This window comes from Streptomyces sp. NBC_01268 (genome assembly GCF_036240795.1).
In the GTDB taxonomy this organism is placed as follows: Bacteria; Actinomycetota; Actinomycetes; order Streptomycetales; family Streptomycetaceae; genus Streptomyces.
This window is the reverse complement of sequence record NZ_CP108454.1, coordinates 6,484,582-6,503,212: the sequence shown is the minus strand read 5'-3', so window position 1 is coordinate 6,503,212 and position 18,631 is coordinate 6,484,582. Positions and strand designations below refer to the sequence as shown.

The 18,631-nt window shown below is 74.9% G+C and carries 18 protein-coding genes; 7 read left to right on the top strand and 11 right to left on the bottom strand.

All coding sequences use genetic code 11. The features are described 5' to 3' along the window. Positions 1–116 precede the first annotated feature (116 nt). Positions 117–674, bottom strand: a complete 558-nt coding sequence (locus OG309_RS29180; RefSeq protein ID WP_329425270.1) for a DUF1707 and FHA domain-containing protein — start codon at positions 672–674, stop codon at positions 117–119. Between the two features lie 120 nt (positions 675–794). On the opposite strand from OG309_RS29180, the gene OG309_RS29175 reads away from it, so the two are divergent. Beyond that, positions 795–1,751 (top strand): GNAT family N-acetyltransferase, encoded by a 957-nt coding sequence (locus OG309_RS29175; protein WP_329425268.1) that lies wholly within the window; start codon positions 795–797, stop codon positions 1,749–1,751. A 90-nt stretch (positions 1,752–1,841) separates the two neighbouring features. Beyond that, complete coding sequence (gene treZ / locus OG309_RS29170) at positions 1,842–3,593, top strand: malto-oligosyltrehalose trehalohydrolase (RefSeq protein WP_329425266.1); 1,752 nt, start codon at positions 1,842–1,844, stop codon at positions 3,591–3,593. A 41-nt stretch (positions 3,594–3,634) separates the two neighbouring features. Here the strand turns inward: treZ and OG309_RS29165 are convergent, their stop codons facing one another. The 4 genes from OG309_RS29165 to OG309_RS29150 all read right to left on the bottom strand — a co-directional run bounded on the left by OG309_RS29165 (position 3,635) and on the right by OG309_RS29150 (position 7,345). Then, entirely contained in the window at positions 3,635–4,768 is a 1,134-nt protein-coding gene (locus tag OG309_RS29165) for an aminopeptidase P family protein (protein ID WP_329425265.1), read from the bottom strand. A gap of 125 nt (positions 4,769–4,893) precedes the next feature. Continuing rightward, positions 4,894–5,844, bottom strand: a complete 951-nt coding sequence (locus OG309_RS29160) for a hypothetical protein (RefSeq protein ID WP_329425263.1) — start codon at positions 5,842–5,844, stop codon at positions 4,894–4,896. Positions 5,845–5,895: 51 nt separating this feature from the next. Then, positions 5,896–6,786, bottom strand: a complete 891-nt coding sequence (locus tag OG309_RS29155) for a LysR family transcriptional regulator (RefSeq protein ID WP_329425261.1) — start codon at positions 6,784–6,786, stop codon at positions 5,896–5,898. 19 nt (positions 6,787–6,805) lie between these two features. Beyond that, positions 6,806–7,345 carry a tetratricopeptide repeat protein gene (locus OG309_RS29150; RefSeq protein WP_329425259.1) on the bottom strand — a complete coding sequence of 180 codons (540 nt, stop codon included), beginning with the start codon at positions 7,343–7,345 and terminating at the stop codon, positions 6,806–6,808. 96 nt (positions 7,346–7,441) lie between these two features. Between OG309_RS29150 and OG309_RS29145 the strand changes: the two genes are divergently transcribed. After that, a complete protein-coding gene (locus OG309_RS29145) occupies positions 7,442–8,206 on the top strand; it encodes a CTP synthase C-terminal region-related (seleno)protein (RefSeq protein ID WP_329425257.1) in 765 nt (254 codons plus the stop codon). Here the strand turns inward: OG309_RS29145 and OG309_RS29140 are convergent. Further along, positions 8,203–8,757, bottom strand: coding sequence for an isochorismatase family protein (locus OG309_RS29140; RefSeq protein ID WP_329425255.1), 555 nt, complete (start codon positions 8,755–8,757; stop codon positions 8,203–8,205). The genes OG309_RS29145 and OG309_RS29140 overlap by 4 nt on opposite strands. Before the next feature lie 39 nt (positions 8,758–8,796). Further along, positions 8,797–9,432 carry a nucleoside/nucleotide kinase family protein gene (locus OG309_RS29135; RefSeq protein ID WP_329425254.1) on the bottom strand — a complete coding sequence of 212 codons (636 nt, stop codon included), beginning with the start codon at positions 9,430–9,432 and terminating at the stop codon, positions 8,797–8,799. Positions 9,433–9,541: 109 nt separating this feature from the next. On the opposite strand from OG309_RS29135, the gene OG309_RS29130 reads away from it, so the two are divergent. Further along, positions 9,542–9,940 (top strand): VOC family protein, encoded by a 399-nt coding sequence (locus OG309_RS29130; protein ID WP_329428593.1) that lies wholly within the window; start codon positions 9,542–9,544, stop codon positions 9,938–9,940. A 30-nt stretch (positions 9,941–9,970) separates the two neighbouring features. On the opposite strand, the gene OG309_RS29125 is transcribed toward OG309_RS29130, so the two are convergent. Then, positions 9,971–10,894 carry a helix-turn-helix domain-containing protein gene (locus OG309_RS29125; RefSeq protein ID WP_329425252.1) on the bottom strand — a complete coding sequence of 308 codons (924 nt, stop codon included), beginning with the start codon at positions 10,892–10,894 and terminating at the stop codon, positions 9,971–9,973. Between the two features lie 267 nt (positions 10,895–11,161). On the opposite strand from OG309_RS29125, the gene OG309_RS29120 reads away from it, so the two are divergent. Next, on the top strand, positions 11,162–11,308 hold the full coding sequence (locus OG309_RS29120; RefSeq protein WP_165590942.1) for a hypothetical protein: 147 nt from the start codon (positions 11,162–11,164) through the stop codon (positions 11,306–11,308). Between the two features lie 82 nt (positions 11,309–11,390). Then, a complete protein-coding gene (locus OG309_RS29115) occupies positions 11,391–12,542 on the top strand; it encodes a cupin domain-containing protein (protein WP_329425248.1) in 1,152 nt (383 codons plus the stop codon). Between the two features lie 43 nt (positions 12,543–12,585). Here OG309_RS29115 and OG309_RS29110 read toward each other — a convergent pair whose 3' ends face one another. Continuing rightward, positions 12,586–14,445, bottom strand: coding sequence for a S9 family peptidase (locus OG309_RS29110; protein ID WP_329425246.1), 1,860 nt, complete (start codon positions 14,443–14,445; stop codon positions 12,586–12,588). A 53-nt stretch (positions 14,446–14,498) separates the two neighbouring features. Here OG309_RS29110 and OG309_RS29105 point away from each other — a divergent pair, with 53 nt between their 5' ends. Next, positions 14,499–16,646: an ABC transporter ATP-binding protein gene (locus OG309_RS29105; RefSeq protein ID WP_329425244.1), complete on the top strand. Its 2,148-nt coding sequence runs from the start codon at positions 14,499–14,501 to the stop codon at positions 16,644–16,646. A 56-nt stretch (positions 16,647–16,702) separates the two neighbouring features. Here the strand turns inward: OG309_RS29105 and OG309_RS29100 are convergent, their stop codons facing one another. Next, positions 16,703–17,818 (bottom strand): sensor histidine kinase, encoded by a 1,116-nt coding sequence (locus tag OG309_RS29100; protein WP_329425242.1) that lies wholly within the window; start codon positions 17,816–17,818, stop codon positions 16,703–16,705. Between the two features lie 11 nt (positions 17,819–17,829). Continuing rightward, entirely contained in the window at positions 17,830–18,483 is a 654-nt protein-coding gene (locus OG309_RS29095) for a response regulator transcription factor (RefSeq protein WP_329425240.1), read from the bottom strand. Positions 18,484–18,631 lie beyond the last annotated feature (148 nt).

Sequence of the window (18,631 nt, the reverse complement as noted above, 5' to 3'; positions counted from 1 at the left end):
GCCCCCTCGTCGGTCAGCGGCGCGCGTCTCCCCAGCCCATCACCGGGCAGACCCGGTCGCAGCAGGTATACCGCCGATCGGGTGACGGTTGGAGGCGTTGGCGCGCCAGTTCCGCGTCAGTTCGGAGAGAGCCGGAAGACCATCTGGCCGAAGCCCACCATGTCCCCGGCGCGCACCACGACCGCGCCCGTCACCCGGCGCCCGTTGACCGTGGTGCCGTTGGTGGAGCCGAGGTCGCGCAGCACCCACAGGCCGCCCTGCTGGGACAGTTCGGCGTGCAGGCGGGAGACCGTCTCGTGGCTGAGCCGCAGTCCGTTCACCGGGTCGCGTCCGATCCGCAGCGGGTGCGGGCCCGGCAGCGGCATGAGCAGCTTCGGGAGCCGCTCGGCCCGCCAGGCGCGGCGGATGCTGACGGTGAACGCGGACACCTTCTCCACCGCGCCCACCACCCGCCGGGTCCAGGGCGACGGGGCCGCCAGGTCCGCGGTGAGCAGGGCGAGTTCGTCGGAGCGGCGGGCGGCGAGCGCCCGCTCCATGCGGAACAGGAAGGTGTCGTGCGACAGACGCCCCTGGGCGGCACCCTCACGGAGCACCGCGAGCGCGCGCTCCCGCTCGGCGTCGGTGAGCCGAGGGGCGTCCGGCGGGTTGGCCGGGAGCTCGAAGGGTGTCGTCACACCTTGATTGTCGGACGGACGGCACCAGGGTGTCCAGAAGGGCCCCGATATCTCGAAGGCGCCCGGCCCACCTGCGCTGATACGGTCTGCCGACTCTTACTACCAGGGGGAATCCCGTACATGACCGTTGTTGTCCGACCGCTCGCCGGACCTGACGAGCTGGCTCTCTTCCAGGGCCTCGACTACGTGCTCGACCACGAGCTCGCCGACGACCTGGCGACCGGCCGCCGCCGGCCCGGCTGGATGTGGGTGGCGCTGCGCGGCGACCGTCTGCTCGGACGGATCTCGTGGTGGTCCGGACAGGAGGGCGCCGCCCCGCAGGCGCTCGACTTCTTCGACCTGGACCCGGCTCTGTCGCCGGAGGAGGCGGCCGGGATCGGTCTGCGCCTCCTGGAGACGGCGACCGCCGCCGTCGTCCCGGCGGGCGCGGCCCGCCCCGAGTTCGGCCGCTTCATACCGGCGGACTGGCGCGAGGTCCCGGAGACCCGCGCGGCCCTGGAGACCCTCTTCGGTGTGCTGACCGCCTCGGGCGCCCGCCCGCTGGTGGAGCGGCTGCGCCTGGAGTGGCGGGCGGGCACGCCGGTGCCGGAGCCGAGCGGGCGCCTGGTGTTCCGTCCGGTGCGGGACCGCGAGGACCTGCTCGACCTGATGACCCCGGTCATGGAGGGCACCCTCGACGCGCACGGCCAGGCGGACCTGGCTTCCGGCCTGTCGCCGCGCGAGGCGGCCGAGCTGCACTACGACGAGGAGTTCGCGCACTTCTCGACGCCCCCGGAGTGGTGGCGGATCGCGGAGCTGCCGGGCACCGGGGAGCCGGTCGGCTTCGTCGTCCCCGCGCGCAACAACTACCACCCGATCATCGCGTACATCGGTGTCCTGCCCGCCCACCGCGGCCAGGGCCACATCGACGACATCCTCGCCGAGGGCACCCGGGTCCTCGCCGCCCAGGACGTGCCCAACATCCGGGCCGCCACCGACCTGGGCAACGTCCCCATGGCGAAGTCCTTCGCCCGCGCGGGGTACGTGACCTTCGAGCGGGCCGTCAACTACGTGTGGGACGCCCCGCCGCGGCCGTGAGGCCAAGATCGCCGATGCACCGGGCGGGGCGTGCCTCCGACTGCCAGGATGGTCCCGTAGCCGTTGACCAGTCGACGAGGGGACCGTCCCGTGCTGTTCGAGGTGTGGGCGCCGCATGCCCGTGACCTGGTGACGCTGGAACTGAACGGCAGCGCTCACCCGCTGGAGCGGGACGCCGAGCGCCCGGGCTGGTGGACCGGCGTCGCCCCCGCCGCCGACGGCGACCGCTACGGCTACTCCCTCGACGGCGGCCACCTGCTGCCCGACCCCCGGGCCCGGCGCCTGCCCGACGGCCCGGACGGCCTCGCCGCGGTCGTCGACCACGACGCGTACACCTGGCGGAACGCCGCCCCGCGGCTGCGGATGCGCAGCGGCGTCCTGTACGAGCTGCACGTGGGCACCTTCACCCCGGAGGGCACCCTCGACGCGGCGGCGGCGCGCCTCGGGGAGCTCGCGGGCCTCGGCATCACCCATGTGGAGCTGATGCCGCTGTGTCCGTTCCCCGGGGAGCGCGGCTGGGGGTACGACGGGGTGGCGCCGTGGGCGGTCCACGAGCCGTACGGAGGTCCCGAGGCGCTCAAGCGCTTCGTCGACACGGCCCACGGCCTCGGCCTGGGCGTGGTCCTGGACGTGGTGCACAACCACCTGGGCCCGTCCGGAAACCACCTGCCGTCCTTCGGCCCGTACTTCACCGACACCCACCACACCCCGTGGGGCGCCGCGGTCAACCTGGACGCGCCCGGCTCGGACGAGGTCCGGGCGTACTTCCTGGGCAGCGCGCTCGCCTGGCTGCGGGACTACCGGATCGACGGGCTGCGGCTCGACGCGGTGCACGCGCTCGTCGACGACCGGGCGCTGCACTTCCTGGAGGAGCTGTCGGCGGCGGTCGACGAGCTCGCCAGGGAACAGGGCCGGCAGCACTTCCTGATCGCCGAGTCCGACGCGGGCGACCCGCGCACCACCGCCCCGCGCCAGGCCGGCGGGCTGGGCGTCCACCACCAGTGGAACGACGACTTCCACCACGCCCTGCACAGCGCCCTCACCGGCGAGTCGCAGGGCTACTACGCGGACTTCGCGCGCGCCCCGCTGGGCGCCCTCGCCAAGACCCTCACCCGCGTCTTCTTCCACGACGGCACCTACTCCGGCTTCCGGGGCCGCCACCACGGGCGCCCGGTGGACCGCGAGCGGACCGCGGCGCACCGGTTCCTCGGCTACGCGCAGACCCACGACCAGATCGGCAACCGGGCGACCGGCGACCGCCTGTCCGCCACCCTCTCCCCCGGCCTGCTCGCCTGCGCGGCGGCCCTCGTCCTGACCGGCCCCTCGGTGCCGATGCTGTTCATGGGCGAGGAGTGGGGCGCGCGGACGCCCTGGATGTACTTCACCGACCACACCGATCCCGAGCTCGCGGAGGCGGTGCGCCGCGGCCGGCGCCGGGAGTTCGCGGCGCACGGCTGGGCGGAGGAGGACGTGCCCGACCCCCAGGACCCCGCCACCCGCGACCGCTCGGTCCTGGACCGCAGCGAGCGCGAACGCGACCCGCACAAGCGGCTCCTCGCCTGGTACCGGGAGCTGATCGCCCTGCGCCGCACCCTGCCGGACCTCACCGACCCCGACCTGGCCGGGGTGAAGGTGGCGTTCGACGAGGAGGCCCGCTGGCTGGTGTTCCGGCGCGGCGACATCCGCGTGGCGGTCAACCTCGCCAAGCGCGCGGCGGACATCCCGCTCGGCTCCAACGGCCGTGACCGGGTGCTCGCCGCGTGGGAGCGGACGGAGGCACCCGGCCGGGACGGAGTGCTCAGGCTGCCGGCGGAGTCGGCGGTGGTGCTGACGGACGGGTGAGGGTCGCCCGGCGGTCGAGCGCTGCTCTTACCGAGCAGATGTCACTCGACGATCGCCATCTCCCGCGGCGTGTTGTTGAAGCGGCGGCCGGTGCCGTCCTCCGTCAGGGTCACGATGTCCTCGATGCGGACGCCGAAGCGGCCCGGCAGGTAGACGCCCGGTTCGATGGAGAAGCACATGCCGGGGACGACCGGCCGCTCCTCGCCCTCGATCATGTACGGCGGTTCGTGGGTGGTGACGCCGATGCCGTGGCCGGTGCGGTGGATGAAGTACTCGCCGTACCCGGCGTCCGCGATCACCTTGCGGGCGGCCCGGTCCACGTCCTGGCAGGCGATCCCGGAGCGCACCGCCTCGAACCCGGCCTGCTGCGCCTCCCGTACGAGGTCGTGGACGCGCCGCTCCTCGTCGGTGGGTTCGCCGACGTGCACGGTGCGGGTCGTGTCGGAGCCGTAGCCGTGCTTGAGGCCGCCGAAGTCGAGGACGACCATGTCGCCGCGTTCGATGGTCCGGTCGCCGGCCTCGTGGTGCGGGTTGGCGCCGTTGGGGCCGGAGCCGACGACGGTGAAGTCGACCTGGGAGTGGCCGGACTCCATGAGAAGCCGGGCCAGGTCGGCGGCCACCTCGGTCTCCTTGCGGCCGGCGAAGCGGACCTGGAGGATCTCGCCGTACGCCTGGTCCGCGGCGGCCCCGGCGGCGGCGATCCTGGCCAGCTCGTGCCCGTCCTTGACGGCCCGCAGCATCGGCAGGGCCTCGGTGAGGGAGACGTACGAGGTGGTGGGCAGGGCCTGCTGGAGGCCGAGCAGGTGCATGGCCCAGGCGTTGTCGCTGACGCCGAAGCGGCCGGCGACGTCGAGCAGGGGCGCGGTGACGGCGTACGGGTCCTTGCCGTCGGTCCAGTCGCGCAGGGTGAGCGCCGGGGCGCCGACGGCCTTCTCGGCGTCCGGGGCCTCCAGGGTGGGGACGACGAGCACGGGGTCCTGGCCGGGGGCGATGACGAGGACGGTGAGGCGTTCGGTGATCGCGGTCGGCTGGTACCCGGTCAGATAGACCAGGTCGGGGCCGGGGGCGACGAGCACGCCGGCGAGTCCCGCCTCGGCTGCGGAGTCGGCGGCGCGGGCCATCCTGGCCCGGTAGTCGTCGGCGGTGAAGGGGGTGGGTGCGGTGCTCTCGGGCATGGGTGGTCTCCTCCTCGACGTACAGCATCCTGCCCCGCGCGGGCGGTGGACGCGACCGGTCGGCCGGGCCCGCCGGGCCGAGGGGGCCGGGCGGGGCGGCTGTCCGGGAGCGGGCGGGCAGCCGGTCAGGGGCCCTGGACGATGAGCCGCTCCAGGAGGGCCTGGAAGTCGTCGCCGACGACGATCCGCAGCTGCCCGTCCTCCTCGGCGTGCTCGCTGAGCTGGGTGAGCGTCCCGCCCCGCCACCAGAAGACGTACGGGCTGATGGCGCCCGGCGTGTCCTCGTAGCCGGAGGCGGCGAAGGAGGCCATCGCGCCGAGGGCGGGCACGATGCTGGTGTCGCGGATGGGGTGGAAGGCGAGCTGGTGCCGGAAGGGCAGGGCGACGAGCGCGCCGTCCGCGCCGAGCGGCCGGCCGGTGACCCGGCGGACGACGGCGTCGAGGTCGAGGACGCGGCTGGCGGTGTAGAAGGAGTCGCCGAGGATGACCTCGAAGCGCATGCCGTCGGCGTCCTTGACGGTCTCGTGGCCCTCCACGGGCAGGTCGCGCAGGTTGTGCAGGGCCCGTTCGCGCAGCCGCGCGGGGTCGCCGAGGCGTTCGAGGGCGTCGTCGGTGAGCGTCATGACGCTCTCCGGCAGGTCGAGGGCGAGCACCTCGTACAGGCCGGGGGCGACCGTGCGGGCGTAGCCGAAGGTGCCGGGGTCGATGCCCTCGCCGCTGACCACCCGGGGGTAGAGCTGGGCGCGGATCTGCTCGGGCGGCAGGGTGTCGAGGGCGGAGGGGCCGTCGAGGGCGCGCACCCAGAGCCGGACGTGGCGGCGGACCAGCTCGGGCCAGACGGGGGTGCCGCGGGGGTCCTGGTGGCAGACGGCCGCGAGGGTGCCGAGACCGAAGCGGCGCCCGGAGTCGTCGATGACGGCGTCGGCGTACACGGTCACTTCGAGTCCGAGTTCGGCGAAGGCCTCGCGGACCCGGCCGCGGAAGAGGGCGGCCTCGCGCTCGGAGAAGTACGCGAACTGCGGGTCCCTGGGAGCGTCCTCGCCGTCCCGCCTGGGCCCTCGCCGGAACCACCCCACGTCCGCCCGCCTCTCGCCGTCGTTCGTTCCGTCCGTTCCGTTCGGGTCAGACTAGCGACCGGGCGCGGGCGGGGCGTCGAGTCGGGCGATCAACTCGGCGGCGAGGCCGCTCGGTTCGCCGTTCGGACGCAGCAGTTCGGTGCGGTGGACCAGGCGGGGCGCGGTGAGCGGGACGACGGCGGCCCCCGGGATCCCGGCGGCGGTCGAGGAGGGCAGCAGGGCCAGGCCGTGGCCGGCGGCGGCCAGCGCGGCGACGGTCCGGGCGTCGGTGCCCTCGTAGCGCAGGGCCGGGCGGAAGCCGTGGCCCGCGGGCCCGGCGTGCGCGGCGCGCAGCCGGTCGAGCGGGAAGGCGGCCTCGGGGGCGTCGAGCCAGCGGGCGTCGACCAGATCGGCGAGCCGCAGCCCCGGGCGTCCGGCGAGCGGGTGGCCGGCGGGCAGGACGACGGCGAGCGGCTCCTCGGCGACCCGCCGGGCGGTGAACGGGGCGACGTCGGGGAGCCGCAGCGGATCGCTGGGAGCGGCGATGCCGTCGACGAGCCCGAGGTCGGCGGCTCCGGTGGCGACGGCGGCCGGCACCTCGTCGCGGGGCAGCGTCCGCAGGGTGACCCCGGTGGCGGGCAGCGCGGCGAGGGTGCGTGGCGCCAGGGCCAGCGGGGCGGCGACGAGGGTGAGCGTCTCGCGGGGCAGGGCGGCGAACCGCGCGAGGTCGGCCCGTGCCGCGTCGAGTCGCAGCAGCAGCGAACCCGCGTGCTCCAGGAGCCGTTCACCGGCCGGCGTCGGCCCGACGGGCCTGCGGGTGAGCAGCGGGAGCCCGAGGTCCGTTTCGAGCGCGGCGATGTGCTGGGAGACGGCGGACTGGGTGTAGCCGAGCGTCCGCGCCGCCTCCGAGAAGGAGGCGAGCCGGGCGACGGTGAGGTAGGTGCGGAGGAGGTGCGGGTCCATGGGGCGGGTCGCGGGCCGGTCAGGACGCGTCGGGCTCGGTGCCCAGCAGGGCCCGGGCGTAGTGCGCGAGGGAGCGGTTGTAGCGCGGCAGCAGCGGGGCGAGGGCGCCGAGGGCGAGGGAGGCGGCCTCGCGGTCGCGGCCGGTGTCGGCGAGGGCGAGGGCGAGGAAGGCGTCGACGGCACCGGCCAGGGCGGTCTCGTCGGCGTCGAGCCGCTCGGCGGGGATCGCCCGCTCCTCGGTGAGGAGTTCGACGCTCCGGTCGGGGCGCCCGAGGTTGCGCAGGCTGCTGGCGAGCTGGATGACGGCGCGGCGCCGCCGCAGTCCGGTGAGGCCGGCGTCGAGGGCCCGGCGGTAGAGGCGCACGGCCTCCTCGGGAAGGCCGGTGGAGTCGTGGGCGGCGCCGCGCTCGAAGAGGGCGGCGGGGTCGTCGGCGGGGCGCTCGTCGGCGAGTTCGGCGATCCGGGCGCGGAACGCGGCGGGATCCCCGTACGTGTCGAGCGCGGCCCAGAGGGCGTCGACGCGGCGCTGCCAGTCCTCGGTTTCGCTGCTGGTGGTCATGGCCTCAGCCTACCGACCACGAGATAAGCGATCGTGATGGAGGATCCAGGAATCATCGTTGGACGTGAACGGGAACGGGCGCCGAGCATGGTCCCCATGAACACCGCAGACGCCTCCGGCAGCACGCAGTCCCCCCGTACCGCACGTACCGCACGTACCCCCCGTGTCGCCCTCGTCGGCGACCGCTCCCCGCACGTGAAGTCCCATGTCCGCATCCCGCTGCTCCTCGACGCGCTGGCCGAGCGGGACGGGCTCGTCCTCGACGCCTACTGGATCCCGTCGGGCGACGCGGAGGAGCCGGGCGCGGTGAGCGGGTTCGACGCGGTGTGGCTGTTGCCGGGCAGTCCGTACGCGAGCGAGGCCGGGGCGCTCGCGGCGATCCGTACCGCGCGCGAGGAGGGGATCCCGTTCCTGGGGACCTGCGCCGGATTCCAGCACGCGCTGGTCGAGTTCGCGCGCGACGTGTGCGGGCTCGAACGGGCCGCGCACGCCGAGAACGACCCGGAGGCGGACCCGGAGGACCTGCTGCTCGCCCCGCTCGCCTGCTCCCTCGTCGGTCACGAGGGCGCGGTACGGGTGACCCCCGGCTCCCTCGCGGAGGCGGTGTTCGGCACGGAGCGGACCACCGAGCGCTACCACTGCGCGTACGGTCCCGACGGGCGCCACCTGGACACCCTGGAGCGGCACGGGATGCGGTTCACCGGCGCGGACGACGAGGGCCAGATCCGGATCGCGGAACTGCCCGGTCACCCCTTCTTCCTGGCGACGCTGTTCCAGCCCGAGCTCGCGGGCGACGGCAGCCGGCCGCACCCGGTGGTGCGGGCGCTGGCGCGGGCGGCCGTGGAGCGCGCGGCGCGCTAGGGAGCGCCGAAGTCGACCTCGGCGGCGGGCAGGACGCGGATGCTGCGGCCGGGGAAGTCGAGGTGGCGGAAGATCTCGTTGTGGTGGGCGACGGACCGGTCGGGCTCGGCGTAGGGGCCCTCGGCGCCGCGCACCGAGGTGGTGTGCCCGTCGGCCACGAGGACGAGGTCGTAGCGGCGGCTGAGGGCCTGGCGGGCCGTGGTGTCGACGCAGATCTCGGTGGCGAAGCCGGTGACGAGGAGCTCGGTGACGCCGAGCGCGGCGAGGGTGGCGTCGAGGCGGGTGTCGACGAAGCTGTCGGCGCCGGTCTTGGCGATGACGGACTCGCCGTCCCGCGGGGCGAGTTCGGGGACGATCCGCCAGCCGTCGGTGCCGGGCGCGAGCTCGCCGCCGGGCGGGCCGTGGTGCTGGACGGTGACGACGGGGACCCCGGCGGCGCGGGCCCGGGCGCGCAGCCCGGCGATCACGGCGATGGTCTCGGGGGCGCGGTGGGCGATCTCCGCGAGGGCGTTCTGCATGTCGATGACGAGGAGCGCCGGCGCGTGGGTCATGGGCCCACCGTACCGGCACGGCCGGGTCCCGCGCGGGGGTCAGTCGCCGGGCACGACGAGGTGGGCGCGGTCTCTCCCTCGTTCCACGAGGCGGGCGTTGGCCTCGTCGGAGTCGGCCACCCACCGGCGGGCGTGCTCCTCGTCCTTGCCGAAGCGGACGTGACGGGCGACGAGCCGGGGCACCCTCCGGCCGGCGTCGAGGTCGAGGTACCAGGCCTCGTCGAGCAGGGGGAGCACGGCGGCCCAGGGGCCCTCGTCGTGCAGCAGGTAGTTCCCCTCGGTGATCACCAGTGGGAGCTCGGGCGGCACGGCGATCGATCCGGCGACGGGCTCCTCCAGGGAGCGGTCGAAGGCGGGGGCGTAGACGGTGGCGCCGGGTTCGGCGGCGCGCAGGCGGCGGAGCAGGGCCGCGTATCCGGCGGCGTCGAAGGTGTCCGGGGCTCCCTTGCGGCCGGCCCGTCCGAGTCGTTCCAGTTCGGCCTGGGCCAGGTGGAAGCCGTCCATGGGGACGAGGACGGCCAGTCCGTCGAGCAGGGCGGCCAGCCGGGCGGCGAGGGTCGACTTGCCGGCGCCGGGCGGCCCGGCGATGCCGAGCACCCGGCGCCCGCCGCCGTCGGCGAGCGAGCGCGCGCGCTCGGCGAGCCGTTCCAGTCCGGTCACGTCCATGCGGGGCATTGTCGCACCGCGCGTCCGTTGGCGACCCCCGCGTCATACGTATTACCTTGCCCTCATGACCGACCTGACCGACCCGTCCTCCTCACCCACGGGCCCCTCCGCGCCCCTGCTGCCCACCCTCGCGCTGGTCACCCTCGTCGTCCGCGACTACGACGAGGCCGTGGACTTCTACACCCGCGCCCTCGGCTTCGACCTCGTCGAGGACACCGACCGCGGCGACGGCACCCGCTGGGTCGTCGTCCGCCCGCGCGGCGCGCACGGCACCGGCCTGCTGCTGGCCCGCGCGAAGGACGCGACGCAGGCGACGGCCGTCGGCGCCCAGACCGGCGGGCGGGTCGGCTTCTTCCTGCACACCGACGACTTCGCCCGCGACCACGCCCGGATGACCGCCGCCGGGGTCCGCTTCCTCGAAGCCCCCCGGCACGAGCCGTACGGCTCGGTCGCCGTCTTCGAGGACCTGTACGGCAACCGCTGGGACCTCCTCCAGCCGGCCCCGGCCGAGGACTGACACCGGCCCGCGCGGCGCGCCCCCCGGGTCTCACCCTTCGGACCCGCACCGCGCGGTTTCGGTCAACGGGCCTGCCCTGCGGCCGACTTCGCGCGGGGTGGGGATGAGGGTGCCGTACCGGGAGATGGTTGACGCGGGCGGCGCCGACGCCTGTTCGAACAGACGGACGGGCGGGGTGCAGACCGCGCAGGTCCCGCAGGGGCCGTCGGCGGGCCCCGCGGTGAGCCCGCCGACGTGCCCGCCGACGTGCCCGCCGACGTGCCCGTCGGTGTGCTCGCCGACGTGCCCGTCGGAGGCCGCGGTGGGCCCCATGGAGGCCCGTTCGGTCGGCTCGGCGCCGCTCGCGGCGGCAGGTCCGGACGGCCCCGCTTCGGACGGCCCCACTCCGGACGGCCCCGCTCCGCGCCTCCCCCTGGAGCCGGCCCCTGCCCCGTCGCCCAGCCCGTCGCGCACCCCTGCCCCCGGCGCACCCGGCCCCCCGGCCGCCTCCGCCTCCGCCTCCGCCTCCAGCCCGTCCAGGGCCGCGCCGAGTCTCCGCAGGGCCTCGCGGGCGGCCGCGATCAGGCCGCCGAGCTCCTCCCCGGCGGCCGGGTCCGGGCGGACGAGGAGCCGGTTGCGGATCAGCACCCGGTGGATCGTGGTCCGCGAGGGGGCGTCGGGCACCCCCAGCCGGTCGAGGGCCGCGCGGAGCCGGCCGGCGCCCCAGCCCGGGTGCCGTTCGCGCAGCGAACAGATCAGCGCCTCCACGGCGGGCGGGATCCGCGCCGGGCTCTCGTGCGGGCGCCGCGAGCGGTCCGCGAGACCGCCCTCGCCGTGCGCCGCGTACCGCTTCCGCCAGGCGTACAGCGTCTGGCGCGAGACGCCGTGGCGTCGCGCGACCTCGGCGACGGGCCGCCCGGCGAGCACCTCCCGCACGGCCCGGTGGCGCTGTGCCGCACTCGCGTGTCGGGTCACCGATCCTCCCCCCTCGCGTCGGAGCGTCCCGTCCGACTCCCGCCTATCGGTGTAGACCACGGCACGTTTCAGCGATGTCTCCGCTCCCGGGCAACCCTGTCAAGAATGTCGTGGAACTCCTGACGGACCGGCCCCTCCGAAACCCCCGCGAAGGTAATTGGACAGGGAACCTTGAAGCGTTGACATCCCTCTGCGGCGCTGACGAGTATCGGTGCCGCTCCGCACAGCAGTACGGAGTTCCTGAAACACCAGGAAACGGGAGGGAACATGGAAGAGCGCAATTCGTTGCGGCCGGACGAGATCGAGGTCTCGCCGTCCCCGATCGCGACGCCCGATTTCGTGATCTCGGACAACGACCCGACCGACCCGGTCTTCGTGATCGCCGACAACGACCCGTCGGACCCGGTGATCTGACCGCATGGCCGTGACCCACGGCGGGTGGAAGGCTGCGCCCCAGGCGCAGCCTTCGCTCGGCCTCAGCAGCCTCCTGTCCCCCGTGACCCCTGACGAGTTCAAGCACGCGTACTGGGAGAAGAAACCCCTCGTCGTGCACCGGGAGAATCCCGACCATTTCGCGGCCTCGCTGAGTTTCCGCGATGTCGACCACATTCTTTCCACTTCCAGTGTCCGTTCCTCCGAACTCAAGGTCGTGGTGAACGGGCAGGAGATTCCGCTCGTCGAAATGGCCGCGTCGGGGCCCGGCGGGCCGAGCAATGGGCTCGAAGTCCTCTACGACCTCTACCGGCGCGGTTCGACCGTCGTCTTCAAGTTCCTGCACGAGCGCTGGGAGCCGCTCGGCCGACTGTGCCGCACACTGTCGGGCGAGTTCAGCGCCGGGTTCCAGGCGAACGCCTATCTGACCCCGGCCGGCGCCCAGGGCCTCACCAGCCACTACGACACCCACGACGTGTTCGTGCTCCAGGTGTGGGGGTCGAAGCACTGGCGGCTGTACGACTCGCCCGACGAGCTGCCGCTGGCCAACCAGCCGTACCGCAGGCCCAAGGACGGTCCCGGCGCCCCGGTCCGCGAGTTCGACCTGCGGCCCGGCGACCTGATGTACATGCCGCGCGGCACCGTGCACGACGCCACGTCCAACGACGAGGCCTCGCTGCACATCACGCTCGGCGTGCTGCCGGTGCTCTGGTCGACGGTGCTCAAGGACGCCCTGGACCGGGCGATCGAGGGCGACCCGCGCTACCGGGGCGCCCTGCCTCCCGGGTTCGCGCTCGACCCGGAGCTGCGGGCCGGGGCCGCCGCGACCCTCGCGGAGCTGCTCGGCTCGGTCGCCGGGGCGGTCGACCCGGCGGAGCTCGTCGAGCGGGCGGCGAGCCGGGCCCTGGTGGGCCGCCGCCCGGTCCTGGACGGGCATCTGCTCGACCTGGAGGGGCTGCGCACGCTCGGCCCGGACACCCTGGTGCGGCGCAGGGCCGAGCTGCTGTGGTCGCTGCGGCCGGAGGACACGGGCCTCCAGCTGGAGTTCCACGGCAAGGTCGTGCGGCTGCCGGCCCGGATCGAGCCCGAGCTGCGGTACGTGCTCGACGCGCGGGCCCCGTTCACGGCCCGTGACGTGACCGGCCGGCTGGACGTGGAGGGCCGCCTGGTGCTGGTGCGCCGGCTGCTCCAGGAGGGCCTGCTGACCCTGGCGTGAGGGCCCGGTCCGGACCGGGCGGGGCCCGGTCCGGACCGCCCCCTCACGCCTCGTACCGGCCGCCGAGGTGTTCCGCGAGGAAGCGCTCGGCGGCCGCGTAGAACGTCAGTCGGTTGCGGGGCCGGACGAAGCCGTGCCCCTCGTCGGGAAAGAGCAGGTACTCATGGGGAACGCCGCCGCTCCGCAGCGCGGCGACCAGCTGCTCGGACTCCTCGCGCCGCACCCGCGGGTCCCGCGCGCCCTGGCCGATGAGCAGCGGGACGCGGATGCGGTCGGCGGCGAACAGCGGCGAGCGGGCGCGCAGGAACTCCGCGTCGTCCTCCGGCGAGCCGACCCTGCGGCGCAGCATCGCCGCCATCGGCCCCCAGGTCGCGGGCACGGACCCGATGAAGGTGAGCAGCGAGGAGGGTGCGGCGACGGCGACGGCGCAGCGGTAGTCGCCGGGGGTGAAGGCGGCTCCGGCGAGCGCCGCGTACCCGCCGTAGGAACCGCCGTAGATCGCTACCCGGTCCGGGTCGGTGTGGCCGAGGGCGACGGCGTGGCGGACGGCGTCCTGGAGGTCGTCCTGCATCCGGCCGCCCCACTCCCGGTCGCCGGCGCGGGTGAACTCCTTGCCGTAGCCGGTGGAGCCGCGGAAGTCGACCTGGAGGCAGAGGTATCCGCGGTTGGCGAGCCACTGGGTCTCGGCGCGGAAGCCCCACTGGTCGCGGGTCCAGGGTCCGCCGTGGACCACGAGGACGGTCGGCAGTCGTCGGCGGTCCGTGCCGGGCGGGAAGGTGAGGTAGCCGTGGACGCGCAGCCCGTCGCGGGCGGTGAAGGAGAAGGGTTCGACGTGGGCGAGCGGCTGTCCCTCCAGCGCCGGGAGGTGGCTGAACAGGTACTCGACGCGGGCCGGCCGGCCCGCCGCGGCCCGGTGCAGCACCCGGTAGCCGGCGGGCGCGTCGTCGGTGTTGTGCTGGACCAGCCAGTGCCGGTCGGCGCGGTCGCGGCCCAGCACGCTCACGTCGCCGGGGGCGGCGGCCCGCAGCGCGGCGAAGTCCTCGGCGAGGGCCGGGTCGAGGAGTTCGAGGTCGTTGCGGGCGCGCCGGACGAGGACGAACTGCGGTTCCCCGGTGCCCGGGTGGGCGCCGACGCCCTCCACGTCGTACCCGGGGTCCGCGTAGACCGCGTTCGCCGCGCCGGTCGTCGTGTCGAGGCGCAGCAGCCGGGCGGTGTCGGAGTCCGCGGAGGAGAGGACCAGCAGGGTCCGGCCGCCGGTGGTGAAGCCGAACGGGCGGAGCGCCGGCGCGTCTTCGGGTCCGGCGCGGTGCAGTTCGCGCCATGGCGCCGTCTCCGCGTCCCGTACGAGCAGGCTCACGGAGCCGTCCGGGTGCGGGCGCAGCGCGCCGCGCACCCGCAGCCGGTCGTCGGCGATCCAGCGGGTGAACCCCTCGTCGACGGCAGCGAGTTCGAGGGTGCCGGTGGCCGGGTCGAGCCGGTAGGCGTCGTGGACGGCCGGGTCGCGCAGGTTGAGCCCGACGAGCAGCCGGTCGGGGCGGCGCGGGTCGAGGGAGACGATCCTGGCCTGGACGCCCTCGTAGGGGGTGAGGTCGCGGGCCGAGCCGGGTCCCTCGGCGGGGTCCACGGCGTACAGGTGGGTGTTCTCGTCGCCGTCGCGGTCCTGGACGTACAGGATGTGCCGCCCGTCGGCGGACCAGGCGAAGGCGCGGACGCCGCGTCCCGCGTCGGCGGTGACGGGGCGGAAGGCGCGGGTGCGCCAGGGCCCGGCGTGGACGTTGAGGACTCCGGAGGCGGCGGGCGCGAGGAAGGCGAGGCGTTCGCCGTCCGGGGAGAGGGCCGGGCTCATGCGGTGCGGGTTGCCGAAGAGCACCGAGCGCGGGATCAGGGGCGGGGCGGTCGTCATGGAGCACGTCCTGTCGTGTGGGGCCATGCGGCGGGCGAGCGGGAGGAGTGCTGATGCGGCAGATGGTGTTCACGGCCCGGGATGCGGCGAGCAGCGGCGGCAGCGGCCTGACCGGCCCCGTCGACTTCCCCGCCCCGGGCCCGGAGGGGGCCGGACGGCGCGGTCCGGTGGCCGCGGTGCGGGGTGCGGGGCGCGGCGCGGCCCGTACGGTGGCGGGGCTCGGCCGGGTGCTGGCCCTGGTGTGGGCGGCGAGCCCCGGTCTCACGGTGGCGCTCGCGCTGTCGACGGTCCTGGTCGGTCTGGTCCCGGCGGCGGTCGCGATGACGGCCCGGCTGCTCGTCGACACGGTGGTGCGGGGTGCCGCGCTGCACGGTTCGGGGAACCCCGACCGCGTGGCGCTCGCCGTGGACCTGCCGGGCTTCGTCTGGCATCCGCCGGCGACGACGACGGTGACGGCCCTGGTGGCGCTGGCGGCCGTGCAGTGCGGGGTGTTCGCGCTGAGCGCGCTGGCGACGGCGGTGCGGAGCATCGCCCAGCAGCTGCTCCAGGAGCGGGCGACGCAGAGCGTGCAGGTGCGGGTGATGGAGCACGCGGGCCGGCTGCCGCTGTCGTTCTTCGAGGACTCCGCCTCGTACGACCTGCTGCGGCAGGCCCAGCAGGAGGCGTCGACCCGGCCGGTGATGATGATCGGCGGGGCGTTCACGCTGCTCCAGCACGCGGTGACCTTCGCGAGCATGGTGGGCCTGCTGTTCGGGCTCGGGCCGCTGGTCGCGGTGGTGGCGCTGCTCGCGCCCGTCCCGGCGTTCGTCTCCGACGCGCGCTACGGGATGCGCGGCTTCCAGGTGACGCTGTGGTCCTCGCCGATCCGGCGCCGGATGGAGTACCTGTCGCGGCTGGTGTCGACCGACGCGTACGCGAAGGAGATCAAGGTCTTCGGTCTGGCGCCGTTCCTGACGGAGCGCTTCCGGCTGCTCGGAGCGGCGGCCTACCGGGGCCTGCGCGGTGTGGTGACGGCACGTCATCTCGTCGGCAACGCGTGGTCGTTGCTGACGACGCTGGCGGGTTCGCTGACGTATCTGTACGTGGCGGTGCAGGCGGTGCGCGGGCGGCTGAGCCTGGGCGACCTCATCCTGTACACCTCGGCGGCGACCGCCGTCGCGACCGCCGTCCAGGGCGTGTTCGGCGGCGCCTCCGGCATGTACGAGCACCATCTGTACCTGCGGAAGCTGTACGAACTCCTCGCCGTCCGCACCGGCTCCGAGGGCGGCCGACCGCTGGCAGGCCCGGTGCGCGGCCATCTCGTCCTGGAGCACGTCACGTTCCGCTACCCGGGCGCGGACCGGCCCGCCCTCGACGACGTCTGCCTGGACATCCCGGCCGGGGCCACGCTCGCCGTCGTGGGCCGCAACGGGGCCGGCAAGTCCACCCTGATCAAGCTGCTCTGCCGGCTGTACGAGCCCGACTCCGGCCGCATCCTGCTGGACGGCACCGACATCCGCGAGCTGGACCCGGAGGCGCTGCGGCGCCAGGTCGCCGCCATGTTCCAGGACTTCGTCACCTACCAGGCCACGGTCGCGGAGAACATCGGGCTCGGCGACCTGCCCGGCCTGGAGGACGGCGAGCGGATCGCGGAGGCGGCGGGGCGCGCCGGGGCCGCCGGCCTCGTCGCACGGCTGCCGCAGGGGTACGGGACGGCGCTCGGCAAGTGGTTCGACACCGGGGTGGAGCTGTCCGGCGGGGAGTGGCAGAAGGTGGCGCTGGCCCGGGCGTTCATGCGGCGCGGGGCGCTGCTCGTCCTGGACGAGCCGACGTCGGCGCTGGACGCGGAGGCGGAGCACGAGCTGTTCTCCCGGCTGCGCGAGCTGGCGGCGGGCCGCACGACGGTCTACATCTCGCACCGCTTCTCGACGGTGCGGCGGGCGGACCTGATCGTCCTCATCGAGGACGGCCGGGCCACCGAGCAGGGCACCCACGAGGAGCTGATGCGGCTCGGCGGCTCGTACGCGCGCCTGTTCGCCCTGCAGGCGGCGGCGTACACGGACGCGCCGGGGGCGGGCGGGGGCGGGGCCGCCGCTCCGGCGGTGGTCCCGGCGGCCGGTCCGGTCGCCGCTGCCGCTCCGGGGGCCGGACCCGGTCCGGGCGCGGCCAAGGCCGCCGCCATCGCGGCGGCGCTGGCCGCGAAGGGGAAGATCGTCCCGTAACCCCTCCCGTGGCCCGCCCCGGGACCCGGCCGGTGGCCGGGGCCCGGCGGCTCCGGTCACACCGGCACCGTGACCCGGACGACGAGGCCGCCGTCGGCGGGGGCGGTGAGGCCGACCGAGCCGCCGTGCGCCTGGGCGATGGAGCGGACGATGGACAGCCCGAGGCCCGCGCCGTCGCCGCTGCGGGAGAGCCTGCGGAAGGGTTCGAGCAGGCTCTCGGTCTCCCCCGGCGGCACGACCGGCCCGGTGTTGCGGACGGTGAGGACCCCGTCGGGCGCGGTGGCGACCTCGACCGACCCGCCGGGCACGTTGTGGCGGACCGCGTTCTGCACGAGGTTGCCGACGAGCTGGTGCAGCAGGACGGGGTCCCCGGTCACCGGCAGCGGCCGCAGGTCCAGGGCGAGCCGCAGCCCGGCCGTGTGGATCGCGGGCCGGCTCTGCCCCACCGCCTCGGCGGCGATCAGGGCCAGGTCGGCGGGCTCCCTCCGGTCCAGCCCCCGGTCGGTGGTGGCGAGGGTGAGCAGCCCCTCGATGAGCCGTTCGCTGCGCCGGTTGGTGTCGAGCAGCTCCTCCTGGATGCGGGGCAGGTCCTCGGGGCGGGCGCGCCCGAGCCGGATCTGGATCGCGGCCCGCTGCACGGCGAGCGGGGTGCGCAGCTCGTGGGAGGCGTTGGCGACGAAGCGGCGCTGCGCCTCGAAGGCGGCGTGCAGCCGGTCGAGGAGGGCGTCGAAGGTGTCGGCGAGGTTCTTGAGCTCGTCGTCGGGTCCGGTGAGGCCGATGCGCTCGTGGAGGGTGGCGGCGGAGAGGCGCTGGGCGGTCGCGGCGATGGTGTGCACCGGGCGCAGGGCGCGGCCCGCGACGAGCCAGCCGAGCGCGACGGAGGCGACGAGCATGACCAGCAGGGCGAGCAGCGACATCATCAGGAGCTGGTCCAGGGCGTCCTCGCGGAGCCGCTCGGCGAGGGCGGCGACCTGGGACTTGGACAGGGAGGGCGCGGTGTCGGCGTACGGGGCGTCCTTGGGGAGCACGAGGACGGTGGTGCCGGTGAGGCGTTCGCGGAAGAGCAGGTAGGTGAGGCCGAGCAGGAGCAGTCCGGTGACGGAGAAGAGGCCGCTGTAGAGGGCGGTGAGGCGCAGCCGCAGCGAGCGCTGCGCGGGTCGGAGGAGACGCATCAGGGGGGCCTTCAGATCCGGTAGCCGCTGCCGGGCAGCGTCTCGATGAGCTGGGGCTCGCCCAGCTTGGCGCGCAGCTTGCTCATGGTGATGCGGACGGCGCTGGTGAAGGGGTCGGCGTTCTCGTCCCAGGCGCGTTCCAGGAGTTCCTCGGTGGACACGACGGCTCCCTCGGCGGCGAGCAGGACCTCCAGGACGGCGAACTCCTTGGGCGAGAGCCGCAGATACCGTCCGTCGCGGAAGGCCTGGCGGCGCGGGGTGTCCAGGGTGATCCCGGCCCGTTCGAGCACGGGCGGCAGGGCGCGGGTGGCCCTCCGCCCCAACGCCTGGACCCGGGCGACGAGTTCGGGGTACTCGAAGGGCTTGGAGAGGTAGTCGTCGGCGCCGAGCGCGAACCCGGCGACGAGGTCGGTGGTCTGCCCGGCGGCGGTGAGCATGAGGATCCGGGTGCGGGCCTCGGAGGCGACGACCTCGCGGCAGACCTCGTCGCCGTGGGTCCCGGGAAGGTCGCGGTCGAGCACGAGCACGTCGTAGTCGTTGACGAAGAGGCGTTCCAGGGCCGCGTCGCCGTCGAGGGCCACGTCGACGGCCATGCCGTGGGCGCGCAGCCCCTCCGCGACCAGTTCGGCGAGCATCCGCTCGTCCTCCGCCACCAGTACCCGCATGGGTGCGCGTCCCTTCGTCGTGGCCGATGACAACGGCCCGTCGCCCGTACGGCACTCGTGATACCCGCCGCGATGTTTCGCCACCGTATGCGGGTACGGAGACGGCCCGGCAACCCCGCCCTCGGTACATCTGTCACCACGAACGCCC

Bases quoted from the DNA above. Each gene is read 5' to 3' on its own strand.
- OG309_RS29175 (WP_329425268.1), top strand. From the start codon at position 795: ATGACCGTTGTTGTCCGACCGCTCGCCGGACCTGACGAGCTGGCTCTC.
- OG309_RS29165 (WP_329425265.1), bottom strand. From the start codon at position 4,768: ATGCCCGAGAGCACCGCACCCACCCCCTTCACCGCCGACGACTACCGG.
- OG309_RS29155 (WP_329425261.1), bottom strand. From the start codon at position 6,786: ATGGACCCGCACCTCCTCCGCACCTACCTCACCGTCGCCCGGCTCGCC.
- OG309_RS29150 (WP_329425259.1), bottom strand. From the start codon at position 7,345: ATGACCACCAGCAGCGAAACCGAGGACTGGCAGCGCCGCGTCGACGCC.
- OG309_RS29145 (WP_329425257.1), top strand. From the start codon at position 7,442: ATGAACACCGCAGACGCCTCCGGCAGCACGCAGTCCCCCCGTACCGCA.
- OG309_RS29140 (WP_329425255.1), bottom strand. From the start codon at position 8,757: ATGACCCACGCGCCGGCGCTCCTCGTCATCGACATGCAGAACGCCCTC.
- OG309_RS29135 (WP_329425254.1), bottom strand. From the start codon at position 9,432: ATGCCCCGCATGGACGTGACCGGACTGGAACGGCTCGCCGAGCGCGCG.
- OG309_RS29120 (WP_165590942.1), top strand. From the start codon at position 11,162: ATGGAAGAGCGCAATTCGTTGCGGCCGGACGAGATCGAGGTCTCGCCG.
- OG309_RS29110 (WP_329425246.1), bottom strand. From the start codon at position 14,445: ATGACGACCGCCCCGCCCCTGATCCCGCGCTCGGTGCTCTTCGGCAAC.
- OG309_RS29105 (WP_329425244.1), top strand. From the start codon at position 14,499: ATGCGGCAGATGGTGTTCACGGCCCGGGATGCGGCGAGCAGCGGCGGC.
- OG309_RS29100 (WP_329425242.1), bottom strand. From the start codon at position 17,818: ATGCGTCTCCTCCGACCCGCGCAGCGCTCGCTGCGGCTGCGCCTCACC.
- OG309_RS29095 (WP_329425240.1), bottom strand. From the start codon at position 18,483: ATGCGGGTACTGGTGGCGGAGGACGAGCGGATGCTCGCCGAACTGGTC.